The sequence below is a fragment of the Pseudoalteromonas sp. 2CM36K genome (assembly GCF_023161865.1).
GTDB classification, from domain to species: Bacteria; Pseudomonadota; Gammaproteobacteria; order Enterobacterales; family Alteromonadaceae; genus Pseudoalteromonas; species Pseudoalteromonas tetraodonis.
Window position 1 is genome coordinate 54,248 of the sequence record NZ_JALNTK010000013.1, and the last position, 12,722, is coordinate 66,969.

A 12,722-nucleotide genomic window follows, 5' to 3' on the forward strand; every position below is an offset into this window, starting at 1 on the left:
AAATACGACTTTGGTTTCCTATAAATGACTGTAAAAAATTAATGACAAAATCGATTGCGCTTTACCCCTGCTGGTTTATGCTCAATACCATGAATAAATATATCCATGGTAGCAGTGGCCTGATAAGCAGGCACTTTATTGAGCATAGTTCATCGCTAGGCCAGTTACTTTATTGGCATAATCAACATGGCATAAATATACAAGTTCGAGAGCATCAACAGCTGCGCTGGCTACTTATTAACAACACCTTGCAATCAGTTATTTTAACCCGGAGTCCACAAGTATTACTGTTTCCTCACCTTGCTTATTTAGCAACGGTTTGGCAGCAACGACCAGCGCCTAAAAAAATACTTGAGCTCGGTTTAGGTGGTGGTGCTATACGTAACTACTTATTAAAACAGTACCCTCAAGCGCAGCTAACTTCAGTAGAAAAAAACCCTCATATAATTGACTGTTACCAAGATTTTTTTGCCCTTAATGAAAAGGGCCAAATTTATTGTGAAGACGCACAAACAGTTTTGAAGTCAGTGGTGAATATAGATTGGATTATTTTAGATTTATTTAGTGAACTCGATGCCCCTAGGTTCTTATTTGATCAATGTTTTTATCAAACAATTTATGATGCGCTTGCTCAGCGGGGCATCTTATTTATTAACTTTTTATCGCAACATGCCTCCCAACTTACACAGCTACAACTTGTGCTTAAGCGCGTGTTTGGGGAAGCCGTTAGTATTAAAAAGATCACCGAGTTTGTGAATCACATTGTGGTTGTTGAAAAAACACTTTAAGCGGTTAAGTTAAAGGTAACCGGACCGTCGTTACATAAACTAACCTGCATATCGGCTGCAAATACACCGGTCGCTACCTTAATACCGAGTAATTTAGCCTGCTCAACAAAGTAATTATATAATGCTTGCGCTTGGTCTGGTGTGGCTGCCGATGAAAAACTAGGACGCATGCCTTTTTTGGTATTAGCTGCAAGTGTAAATTGCGATATGACTAATAGTTCGCCTTGTATATCTTTGAGACTGAGGTTCATTTTATCATTTTCATCGCTAAAAATTCGATAATTACTGACCTTGTGTAATAGTTTATCAGCAACACGCTCATCATCTTCTTTTTCAACACCAAGCAGTAATACAATACCTTGTTTTATTTCACCAACAATCTGTTTTTCTATTGCTACGTTGGCGTGTGTTACCCGTTGAATTAGTCCTTGCATTTATTCACTATCCTCTGCTCGTTGCTCTTTTTTATTGTAATGTTGCATGTTAATACACACAGTAAATTCAGCACCTAGTAGCACTACTACCCACGACAAGTATACCCATACAAACAAAATAGGAATGGTTGCTACCGCACCATAAATCACTTCGTATGATGGAAAATGGCTAATGTACAAAGCAAAGCCTTTTTTGGTTAACTCAAATAACATTGCAGCAAACAGTGCACCAGGAATAGCGGCCCTAAATGAAACCCGCGTATTCGGCACTAAGGTATACAGCATAATAAAACCTGCCATAGAAATAGCATAAGGGAGTAGTTTTAATAAAAAACCACTAAACCCAGGGATCCCCTGATCAGCGAACGACACTAACGACACAATATAAGAGGTGACACCAATACTCGCCCCCAGTAATACAGGTCCCAAACTCAGTACCATCCAATATACAGCAAAGGATATCATCATTGGGCGTTTTTTCTTTACTCGCCAAATACGGTTTAGCGTGGCATCTACATTACGAATAAGTAGCAAGGCAATGGCTGCCAAAAAGCCAATACCTACCGCCGTCATTTGATTAGCATTACCAGCAAACGAGCTAATATGTTCTTTAATAACATCGGAAGAAGTCGGCACAAAGTTAGTAAATAAAAAACTTTCAATGGCTAAACGGGTCGATTCAAACCCTGGAAAAGCAGAGAAGATTGCCACACCCACCGCTATCAGCGGAACCAACGACAACAAGGTAACGTATGCTAAATACCCTGCATTAATGGTTATTTGATCGTCTATACAGCGATTGAAATATTGCATCCACCAGCCTGGTTGCTGTTTTAGAAACACCTTAACTTGCTGTTTATAATGGGAGAGCTTATCATTCATACAATTAACTTTGTTAGTGGGCTTTTGATTATAATAACAATCAAGGCCATAATTTACAGCATTAACACTCGTAAATAGGAATTCAGATGAAAAAACAAACATTATTAGGGACAGCCATACTCTCGTTAATGCTGATGCTTTCAGGTTGTCAGTCGGCTTATTATTCGGCAATGGAAAAAGTAGGTGTTCATAAACGTGACATTCTTATTGATCGCGTTGAAGAAACGAAAGACTCACAACAAGAGTCGCAAGAAGAATTTCAATCAGCACTCGAGCGCCTAACTACCTTAATTAATTTCGATGGCGGTGAGTTGCAAGATGCTTACAATCAACTTAATGACGATTACGAGTCGAGCTTAGCGGCGGCAAACGAAGTATCAAATAACATAAATAAAGTAGAAGATGTTGCCGATGCGTTGTTTGATGAGTGGAGCGATGAGCTAGAGCAATACAAAAGCGCCTCACTTAAGCGTCAAAGCAGTAAAAAACTAGCTGCAACTCAGCGCCAGTTTAGCCAATTACTTCGCTCAATGCGCAGCGCTGAGAGCAAAATGGAGCCAGTATTATCGTCTTTACAAGATAACGTGCTTTACTTAAAACATAACTTAAACGCACAAGCGGTAGCCGCTATAAAAGGCGAGTTTACTAACTTAAAGCGTGATATTCAGTTACTCATGAATGACATGAATAAGTCGATTGAAGACTCAAATAAATTTATTGAGCAAATGAATACCACAGGCTAATTACTATAAGCTCGTTTACTAAGCCTACTAAATTGTAGGCTTTTTTATTGTTACTTTTTGTTACCTTTAAGCTCTTCGATAATCCGCTATTGTTGTTATACTTTTACAAAATGATAATAATTAGAATAGTAAAATGAAGTTCAAAGCCATTACCCTAATACTTGCATGCACAATGCTAAGCGCCTGCCAAACAGCTAACCATGTTGAAGTTATTGCAGGGGAGCAAACCATTACCCCGCTACATCAAAATGGCGAGCGAGAAGGACGGTTTCATAATCTTTACCCGGGTAAAAAAACTTACCCGGCTACCTGTAAAAGCAACTGCTACCCAACTAGCCCTAAATTACAATGCGAAAAAGACAGCGAAAACTGCCAATTTATTGGTGAGCAACAGCCTATGAATTTAAATACAGGCTTTAGCTTACGCTGGCTGGGGCATGCTGGGTTTATGATCCGCACGCCTAACGGACAGCAAGTGTTACTTGATCCTGTAAAAGAGCAGTTTGACTCACCTGTAGATTTAGCATTTAGACTAGCCTCTGGGTTTTACCGACAGCCCGGCGATTGGCTCACAGATAGTGAACTGAAAAACTTAGACGCTGTGATGTACTCGCATATTCATTACGATCACTTTAATAAAGCAGATATAGAAGAGATCGGTAATAAACCCCGCTACTTAACACCACTAGGCATGGCCGACAACTTCCCTACAGGCGGGTTTAATATTAGTGAAATGGCGTGGTATGCAAAAACAAATATTGGCGATTTAGCTATCCATGCCTTGCCTGCTCATCACTTTAGCAGCCGTGTATTAGTACCCTTTATTTATGAAGACAACGATAAAGACCTATGGAATGGCTGGCTACTTGAACAAAATGGCAGCACCTTATTTTTTGCAGGCGACACTGGCTACTCAAAACATTTCAGCGATATACAGCAAAAATACGGTGATATTGATGTGTGCTTAATGCCGATAGCGTCTTACTATAGCGAAGATAACCCTAAATGGTATCGTTACGTTCATACAACCCCAGAAGACGCTCTAACAGCAGCACAAGAGCTAAACTGTAAAATAATGATACCTTGGGGATACGGTAACTCATCATGGAAAATGGGCGATCGCACGAGTCATTCAGCTTTACTGCGCTTATTGTATATGCACAAAAAGATGGACTCGAAAATCCCCCTGCATATTTTAAATGAAGGTGAGAGTATTAAACTTTAATCAGTCATTTACAAAATTAGTAATAACTTCTCTGCTGAACTATGTTTAATTAACTAAACAGTGAGGAGGTTTTATGTTTCTTGTGTGACTTATTTACGCCAGCAAAATTAGTAGTGGTTTTGGGCCTGAAGATATAGAAAATATTTTACAAAGCGCTCGAACCTATAATGTAAAAACAAACGTCACCGGCATGTTATGTTTTAGTAATGATTACTTTTTACAATGCCTGGAAGGCTCTAGAACGGCTGTAAATAATACCTACCAACAAATATTAAACGATAAACGTCACCACAATGTAATTATGCTCAACTATACCCAAATTCCTGAAAGAGAGTTTGAAAAATGGTCAATGGGCTATGTACCGCAATCTAAGCTAACCGAATCACTGAATCTCAAGTTTTCAGGCTCCATTGATTTTAATCCTTTTAAAATGTCTGGAGAAAGTGCGCATTTATTAATGCTCGCATTAAAAGACAGCATAGCAGGCACAATCAGTTAGTATAAAAATAGACGACGAGATTGTTTTTGATTGCTATTTAAGCCAAGCTAAATCATCCTTAATTGATGAGATGATTAATGAAAAAAACACTACTCGCTTTTAGCTTACTTTTTACCCAGCCAATCATGGCTATTGACGTTAGTCATACACCAACAGCTATTACTATTGATGGGGTTTCTGAAAGTGCATGGGACAAAGCCACTTGGCATAATATGCCATACTTAATGGACGGCACCCTACCAGACTCAGGCAAGGATTTTAAAGGTCGCTACAAATTACTGTGGGATGAAGATTATCTATACTTGCAAGCCGATATTGCTGATGATGTACTAATTGATACGCACCCAGATCCAACGGTGAAATATTGGGATGATGATGCCCTCGAAGTTTTTATTGATAGTGACGCATCTGGCGGTAATCACCAATTTAACCATACAGCATTTGCTTATCATATTGGCCTTGATAACCAAGCTGCCGATTATGGACCTGATAAAAAAGCGCATTTATATACCGATCACTTAGTTAGTAACTGGAAACGCAATACCACTGCGCCCTATAACATCACGTGGGAAGTGGCGATAAAACTCTACCCAAACGATTTCCAACAAGGCGCAAAAAATACACCGCTTAAATTAACTGAAAAACACGTTATTGGTTTTATGCTCGCCTACTGCGATAACGATGGTAGCGAAGTACGTGAACACTTTATGGGCTCACATGAAGTACAGCCTGTTAACGGCAGTCGCAACCTTGGCTATATAGATGCAGATGTATTTGGTAAAATCACTCTACTACCAAAGAAGTGATGTAAGTTAGCGTTTAGGTTGGGTTGAGCGAAGCGTAACCCAACGAAAACATACCCTACCAACAAAAACAGCTGCTTTTCATTATCGTCTGCTTTAAGCCCTTCCTCTTTTACTTTTCATTCCCTTCTCTTTGTGCAAACATTTTTAAGTGAATTACTCACAAAGAGGATAAGAGGTGCAGCGCTTTTAGTGGAAAAACACTATGTTGCATGGTTTATAAAATCTAGCGGCTTTCACTTAATAGCCATATTAATACCAAGCGATTCAATGACACTGTTCTAATCTGACAGCTGACGAATTAAAGCTAATAGCGCTTGTTTTCACCCACAAAAAAGCCGCTGTATTTTGCAATACAGCGGCTTTTAAAATCATGATTCTAAATTAATAGATTATGACTTAGGAGCACGACCCGCACGTTTACGCTCACTTTCAGTTAAGTGACGCTTACGGATACGAATGTTCTCAGGTGTAACTTCAACTAGCTCATCATCATCGATAAACTCAAGCGCTTGCTCAAGTGTATAATCTAGAGGTGGAACTAGAGATTGTGCTTCATCTGTACCAGATGCACGAACGTTTGTAAGTTGCTTACCTTTAAGTGCGTTAACTGTAAGGTCGTTATCACGGCTATGAATACCAATAACCATACCTTCATAAACTTCAACACCGTGACCAATGAATAAACGGCCGCGCTCTTGTAAGTTAAATAATGCGTTAGTAAGTGCTTTACCTGTTGCGTTTGCAATCATTACACCGTTCTTACGAACACCTAGCTCGCCACCTTTGTGCGGACCGTAGTGATCGAATGTATGGTAAAGTAAACCAGAACCCGACGTTAATGTCATGAACTCAGTTTGGAAACCGATTAAGCCACGGCTTGGGATCATAAAGTCCATACGCATACGGCCTTTACCATCTGGTGCCATGTCAGTTAGCTCACCTTTACGAAGACCAATTTGCTCCATGATAGAACCTTGATGCTCTTCTTCACAGTCAATTGTTAGTGTTTCATACGGTTCTTCTAACACACCATCAACAGTACGTAAGATTACTTCTGGACGAGATACAGCAAGCTCGTAACCTTCACGACGCATGTTCTCGATTAAGATACCTAGGTGTAATTCACCACGACCCGATACACGGAAGCTATCTGGGTTATCTGTATCTGCAACACGAAGTGCTACGTTGTGTACTAATTCTTTGTCTAAACGCTCACGAATATTACGTGATGTTACAAACTTACCTTCTTTACCACAGAAAGGAGAGTTGTTTACAGAGAACGTCATTGTTACTGTTGGCTCATCAACACTTAGTGGTGGTAATGCTTCAACGTTATTAGGACAACAAAGCGTATCTGAAATCTTAAGCTCGCCTAAACCTGTTACTGTTACGATGTTACCAGCGTAAGCTTTATCAGTTTCAATACGTTCAAGGCCTAAGTAGCTTTGTACTGAACCAATCTTACCGTTACGAGTTGTGCCGTCTGCACTGATAACCGTAACTTGTTGGTTAGGTGCAACAGAACCACGTTTAATACGACCAATACCAATTACACCCTTATAAGAGTTGTAATCAAGCTGTGAAATCTGCATTTGGAAGTCACCTTCAGGATCTGCATCCGGTGGTGATACTTCGTCAACGATCATCTTGAACATAGGTTCCATGTTATCTGATGCTTCGTCTAAATCTAATGTAGCCCAACCATTGATTGCTGATGCGTAGATTACTTTAAAATCTAACTGCTCATCAGTTGCGCCTAGGTTGTCGAATAAATCAAAGATTTGATCCATAACCCAATCAGGGCGAGCACTTGGCTTATCAATTTTATTGATAACAACGATTGGCTTTAAGCCTTGCGCGAATGCCTTTTGCGTTACGAAACGTGTTTGTGGCATTGGGCCTTCTTGAGCGTCAACAAGTAGTAGTACTGAGTCAGCCATCGAAAGTACGCGTTCAACTTCACCACCGAAGTCGGCGTGTCCAGGAGTATCTACGATATTGATATGGTAATCATTCCAAGATATAGCGGTGTTTTTCGCTAAAATGGTAATACCACGTTCTTTTTCAATGTCGTTTGAATCCATCACGCGCTCTTCATTACCGCCGCGTGTTTCTAATGTACCTGATTGCTCAAGTAGTTTATCAACCAGTGTTGTTTTACCGTGGTCAACGTGGGCGATAATTGCTATATTTCTTAACTTTTCGATACTCATATGTTCACTCAGAGAAATTGATCTCATTGATCCTGCAGGGGCTATACGTTCTCACCTGCGCTTTCACGAGATGTCCCAGCATAGGATTTAAAAGGGCGCATATTATCCCCTATAAATGGAATGGATGAAAGTTTATCCAAAATAAAATTTCAAACTTTCGCAATAAAATAATTAACCCTTTGTTTTAAAATAATTAATTTTGATGATTAATTTTTATAAATTTATCTCAAAAGGTGGTTTTGAGTTAATTTAAAGCGACTTTACTGCGTATTTTGCATTTTCTTTGTGTTAGTCTAAGGTGATTAATTTGCAAGCAATTATGACTCTGTAAATGTTGCACCTTTTTGGAATTATTACGCACCAAAATAGTGCTTAATCTATATCACCTTTATATTGTTTATATATTTTTACATAAAAAACAATATATTATAATAGTGGCATAAAATCAGCTTGTTAGTATTTAACGTATCTAAGCAGCAATAATAAAACCCAATAGTTGGAGGACACATGTCACAATCGGTTTTAGATTTTATTAAAGAAAATGACGTTAAGTTCATTGATTTACGCTTTACTGACACAAAAGGTAAAGAGCAACATATTTCTATTCCTCACCATCAAGTTGATGAAGACTTTTTTGAAGATGGAAAGATGTTTGACGGTTCTTCAATTGCTGGCTGGAAAGGCATCAACGAATCAGACATGGTGTTATTACCAGATGCAGATTCAATTAAACTTGACCCTTTCACAGAAGAAACAACGCTAATAGTTCGTTGTGACGTGGTTGAACCTTCTACATTACAAGGTTACGAACGCGACCCTCGCTCAGTTGCTAAGCGCGCTGAAGAGTACATGCGCTCTACGGGTATTGCTGACACTGTTTTATTTGGTCCTGAGCCAGAGTTTTTCGTATTTGACGATGTTAAATACAAATCTGACATGTCAGGTTCAATGTATAAAATTGATTCTAAGCAAGCAGCTTGGAACTCAGATAAAGAATATGCAGATGGAAACACAGGCCATCGCCCAGGTGTTAAAGGCGGTTACTTCCCAGTTGCACCTGTTGATGATTTCCAAGATTGGCGTTCTGCAACGTGCCTAGTTTTAGAAGAAATGGGGCAAGTTGTTGAAGCGCATCACCACGAAGTGGCGACTGCCGGTCAAAACGAAATTGCAACGCGTTTTAACACTATGGTGTTAAAAGCGGATGAAATCCAAGAGATGAAATATGTTATTCATAACATGGCTCACCTTTACGGAAAAACGGCCACATTTATGCCTAAGCCTGTTGTAGGCGATAACGGTTCTGGTATGCATTGTCACCAATCTTTAGCAAAAGACGGTGTTAACCTTTTTGCTGGTGATAAGTACGGTGGTCTTTCTGAAGATGCACTTTACTACATTGGCGGTATTATTAAGCACGCTAAAGCAATCAATGCGTTTGCAAATGCCTCAACTAACTCGTACAAACGTTTAGTACCAGGTTTTGAAGCACCGGTAATGCTTGCATACTCTGCACGTAACCGTTCTGCATCAATCCGTATTCCAGTGGTACCATCTGAAAAAGGTCGTCGTATCGAAGTACGCTTCCCAGATCCAACTGCTAACCCATACCTTGCTTTCTCTGCAATGCTTATGGCTGGCCTTGACGGAATTAAAAACAAGATCCACCCTGGCGATGCTATGGACAAGGACTTATACGACTTACCAGCTGAAGAAGCGGAAGAAATTCCAACAGTAGCCTCATCATTAGATGAAGCATTAGCTGCGCTTGATTCAGACCGTGAATTCTTAAACCAAGGTGGTGTATTCACCAATGACCTAATCGATGCTTACATCGCACTTAAGTCAAAAGAAGTTGAAAAACTTAACATGACAACTCACCCAGTTGAGTTCGAAATGTACTACAGCTGTTAATTTATTAACCGATAAAATAATGTGTGTTTTAAGCCCGCTTTGCGGGCTTTTTTTATGGTAAATTTAACGGTTCTACACTAAAGTGAAGTTAGTTTAAACAATGCAGGATAGCTGGATGGTAGGTAAGATTTTGTTGCTATTAATAGCTTTAATGTTAAGCCTTAATAGCCATGCGAGCGATAAAAAAATTTACGCATGGAAAGACAAAAATGGGGTGCTGGTTTTTTCAGATACTCCTCAGCCTGGCGCTAAAGAGGTTAAACTCACGAGCCAACATCTCAGCATGCCCGCTACAAACACCGATATTCTTGATACTGCTCCTACTAAAACAGCAGTAAAGTTTAGTATTAGTATTTCATCGCCTGAACCACACCAAACTATAAGAGAAAACACGGGCTCTGTGTATGTCTCTACCCGTATTGCCCCTCGATTTGAAGCTGGATTTACCATTGGTTTATTTTTAGATGGCGTTGCCATTGGTGCACCGAGCGATACGACAACACTGGCGTTAAGAGATGTGGAGCGAGGCCAACACACACTGCAAGTTAAACTTTATAATAAACAAAATCAGGTAATTGCAACCAGTCCTGAAAGTGTATTTTTTATGCACCGTAAAGGCCTTAACATAGGTCGATAATTACAATTAAGTACGCGTGTTTAGCGTATATTTTCTAAAAACCTTGCCTACCTTCCCAGGCGCACTAAAATGGTGCAATGATGATTAATAAAACACATTTTAGCCCAGAGCTACTGAATATAATTTGGCAAAACCAAACCACCGCCCTGATGTTACTCAATGAAAGCTTTAAGCTTATTTACGCTAACACCAGTGCCAGTGAATTACTTGGCTTAGGCGAAAAACGTTTGCTAGGACAAGCATTCGACGATTTATTTAACTACCATTCTATCGACTTAAAACGCATTGCACAGTACTCGTTAGTTGATGGTGTAGACTGCCACCAGCACAGAGCTGACGTGGTGTTTATCGATTCTCGCCATGCAAAATTAGCGGTAAGTACTCGGCGAATAAAACATAACGACACCTATTATATTTTATTTGAATGTCGACAAACCGATGACGAAATAAAGCACGACCAAGTCTCAAATCAAATGCATCAATACCAAGCTGCACGTAACTTAATTCGCGGTTTAGCCCATGAAATTAAAAACCCGCTGGGTGGAATTCGCGGGGCGGCGCAATTATTGCAGTATGAGGGTGATCAACAAGAAAGAGATCAATGTGCAGAACTGATAATTGAACAAGCCGATCGGTTGCGTGAATTAGTTGATAAACTCCTTGGGCCTAACCAACTACCGCAAAAATCGTATGGCAATATACATCAAACATTAGAGTCGGTTGTTAAACTCAGTACGTTAGATAACAACCGCAATATTCGGTTAGTTAAAGACTACGACCCGAGTATTCCTGATGTTTATATTGATCAGAGCAAGGTTCAACAAGTGGTGCTAAACATTGTGCGTAATGCACAACAGGCATTGGTAGATGGTGGCGAAATAAAAATAAAAACACGGATTAATTATCAGCATCGTCGTCCGGGAAAAGCCCCTAAAAAGGCATTGCTTATTCAAGTAATGGATAACGGCCCAGGTATTGATGCTAATTTACGCGACACCTTATTTTACCCTATGACCACTAATAAAGAAGGTGGCTCGGGACTTGGATTATCTATAGCGCAAACCTTGATTGATCAACATGATGGCTATATCGAATGCGATAGTTGGCCAGGACATACTGAATTTAATATTTATCTGCCATTTACAGATTAATACTTTGGAGTTTTCATGAAAACAGCTTGGCTTGTAGATGATGATGCCTCAATTCGCTTTGTACTAGAAAAAGCACTGACTCGCGCAGGGTTTGAAGTAGAGAGCTTTGCAGATGCACAAAACGTACTTAATGCACTAAAATTTAGTCAACCTAGCGTGTTGATTTCCGATGTGCGAATGCCGGGGATGGACGGTATGGCGTTACTTGAGCTAATAGCAGAGCAAACGCCAGGGCTACCTGTGATCATTATGACCGCCCACTCAGACCTTGATTCAGCCGTTAATGCATTCCAAAAAGGCGCATTTGAGTATTTGGCCAAGCCATTTGATTTAAATGAAGCGGTTGCACTGGTGGAAAGTGCTTATCGAGCTAATTCAACTAAAAAAACCAAACGTAAAAGCGCGCCCCCCAAAAGCGCCCATATTATTGGCGAAGCCCCTGCTATGCAGGAAGTGTTTCGTGCTATAGGTAAGCTGTCAGCATCGAGTATGAGCGTACTGATCAATGGAGAGTCAGGTACTGGTAAAGAGCTCGTTGCCAGCGCCTTACATAACCACAGCCCGCGGAAAGAAAACCAATTTATTGCCCTTAATATGGCCGCTATCCCTAAAGAATTAGTTGAATCTGAACTGTTTGGCCACGAAAAAGGCGCTTTTACAGGGGCAGATAGCGTGCGTAAAGGTCGCTTTGAACAAGCGAATGGCGGTACCTTATTTTTGGATGAAATCGGTGATATGCCACTGGATGTACAAACCCGCTTATTGCGCGTATTAGCCGATGGCGAATTTTATCGCGTGGGGGGTCATCAAAGTATAAAAGTAGATGTACGCATTATTGCTGCCACCCATCAAAATTTAGAAGAACTGGTAAAACAAGGTAAGTTTAGAGATGATTTATTTCATCGTTTAAACGTGGTTCGCCTACGTTTACCTGCCTTACGCGAGCGCCCTGAAGATATAGAGCGCTTAGCGCTACACTTTTTACATAAAAGTGCAAAAGACCTGCAAGTAGATAGTAAAGTATTAAGCCCTAAAGCAATTAAACAACTGTGTTTATTTAATTGGCCAGGAAATGTTCGCCAGCTTGAAAACACCTGTCGATGGTTAACCGTAATGGCACCTGGGGAGCTGATTGGTGAGCAAGATTTACCCCCTGAAATTATTGATAATGCCGCCGCAACTCAAGAAGGCGATTGGCTAGATTCATTTCAGCAATGGCTTAATCAAGAGTTTAAACAAGGTAAAGAAAATATTTGGCCGGATATTCAAGCCCAGCTGGAAACCCGCTTAATAAAAACAGCACTCGCTAATTGTTCAGGCCATAAGCAAGAAGCCGCGGTAAAAATTGGTTGGGGTCGCAATACGTTGACCCGTAAATTAAAAGAGCGCAATATTAGCTGATATTTTATAAGGCTAGCGCCCTAGGTTAT

The 12,722-nt window shown here is 40.1% G+C and carries 12 protein-coding genes; 9 read left to right on the forward strand and 3 right to left on the reverse strand.

Annotated features, from left to right (window positions below):
* Nucleotides 1-41: 41 nt before the first annotated feature.
* A complete protein-coding gene (locus tag MTN97_RS09600) occupies nucleotides 42-788 on the forward strand; it encodes a spermidine synthase (RefSeq protein WP_248474276.1) in 747 nt (248 codons plus the stop codon).
* Here MTN97_RS09600 and dtd read toward each other — a convergent pair.
* Nucleotides 785-1,222: a D-aminoacyl-tRNA deacylase gene (gene dtd, locus MTN97_RS09605; protein WP_010392023.1), complete on the reverse strand. Its 438-nt coding sequence runs from the start codon at nucleotides 1,220-1,222 to the stop codon at nucleotides 785-787. The genes MTN97_RS09600 and dtd overlap by 4 nt on opposite strands.
* The gene (locus MTN97_RS09610; RefSeq protein WP_055012490.1) at nucleotides 1,223-2,104 is read right to left on the reverse strand and encodes a virulence factor BrkB family protein; all 882 of its coding nucleotides are present in this window, start codon (nucleotides 2,102-2,104) and stop codon (nucleotides 1,223-1,225) included.
* 86 nt (nucleotides 2,105-2,190) lie between these two features.
* Here MTN97_RS09610 and MTN97_RS09615 point away from each other — a divergent pair, with 86 nt between their 5' ends.
* The 4 genes from MTN97_RS09615 (at nucleotide 2,191) to MTN97_RS09630 (ending at nucleotide 5,377) form a co-directional block, all read left to right on the forward strand.
* Nucleotides 2,191-2,847 (forward strand): DUF2959 domain-containing protein, encoded by a 657-nt coding sequence (locus MTN97_RS09615; protein ID WP_109875678.1) that lies wholly within the window; start codon nucleotides 2,191-2,193, stop codon nucleotides 2,845-2,847.
* Nucleotides 2,848-2,980: 133 nt separating this feature from the next.
* Nucleotides 2,981-4,072, forward strand: coding sequence for an MBL fold metallo-hydrolase (locus tag MTN97_RS09620; protein WP_248474277.1), 1,092 nt, complete (start codon nucleotides 2,981-2,983; stop codon nucleotides 4,070-4,072).
* A 91-nt stretch (nucleotides 4,073-4,163) separates the two neighbouring features.
* The gene (locus tag MTN97_RS09625; protein WP_312842960.1) at nucleotides 4,164-4,571 is read left to right on the forward strand and encodes a BLUF domain-containing protein; all 408 of its coding nucleotides are present in this window, start codon (nucleotides 4,164-4,166) and stop codon (nucleotides 4,569-4,571) included.
* Between the two features lie 77 nt (nucleotides 4,572-4,648).
* Nucleotides 4,649-5,377, forward strand: a complete 729-nt coding sequence (locus MTN97_RS09630; RefSeq protein ID WP_248474278.1) for a CBM9 family sugar-binding protein — start codon at nucleotides 4,649-4,651, stop codon at nucleotides 5,375-5,377.
* A 389-nt stretch (nucleotides 5,378-5,766) separates the two neighbouring features.
* Here MTN97_RS09630 and typA read toward each other — a convergent pair whose 3' ends face one another.
* Nucleotides 5,767-7,590: a translational GTPase TypA gene (gene typA, locus MTN97_RS09635; RefSeq protein WP_248474293.1), complete on the reverse strand. Its 1,824-nt coding sequence runs from the start codon at nucleotides 7,588-7,590 to the stop codon at nucleotides 5,767-5,769.
* A 507-nt stretch (nucleotides 7,591-8,097) separates the two neighbouring features.
* On the opposite strand from typA, the gene glnA reads away from it, so the two are divergent.
* The 4 genes from glnA to ntrC all read left to right on the forward strand — a co-directional run bounded on the left by glnA (nucleotide 8,098) and on the right by ntrC (nucleotide 12,693).
* Nucleotides 8,098-9,504 carry a glutamate--ammonia ligase gene (glnA, locus tag MTN97_RS09640; RefSeq protein ID WP_248474279.1) on the forward strand — a complete coding sequence of 469 codons (1,407 nt, stop codon included), beginning with the start codon at nucleotides 8,098-8,100 and terminating at the stop codon, nucleotides 9,502-9,504.
* Between the two features lie 115 nt (nucleotides 9,505-9,619).
* Nucleotides 9,620-10,141, forward strand: coding sequence for a DUF4124 domain-containing protein (locus tag MTN97_RS09645; protein WP_058154005.1), 522 nt, complete (start codon nucleotides 9,620-9,622; stop codon nucleotides 10,139-10,141).
* A gap of 80 nt (nucleotides 10,142-10,221) precedes the next feature.
* Complete coding sequence (gene glnL / locus MTN97_RS09650; RefSeq protein ID WP_076922866.1) at nucleotides 10,222-11,292, forward strand: nitrogen regulation protein NR(II); 1,071 nt, start codon at nucleotides 10,222-10,224, stop codon at nucleotides 11,290-11,292.
* 15 nt (nucleotides 11,293-11,307) lie between these two features.
* Complete coding sequence (ntrC, locus tag MTN97_RS09655; protein WP_010391999.1) at nucleotides 11,308-12,693, forward strand: nitrogen regulation protein NR(I); 1,386 nt, start codon at nucleotides 11,308-11,310, stop codon at nucleotides 12,691-12,693.
* Nucleotides 12,694-12,722: the final 29 nt, after the last annotated feature.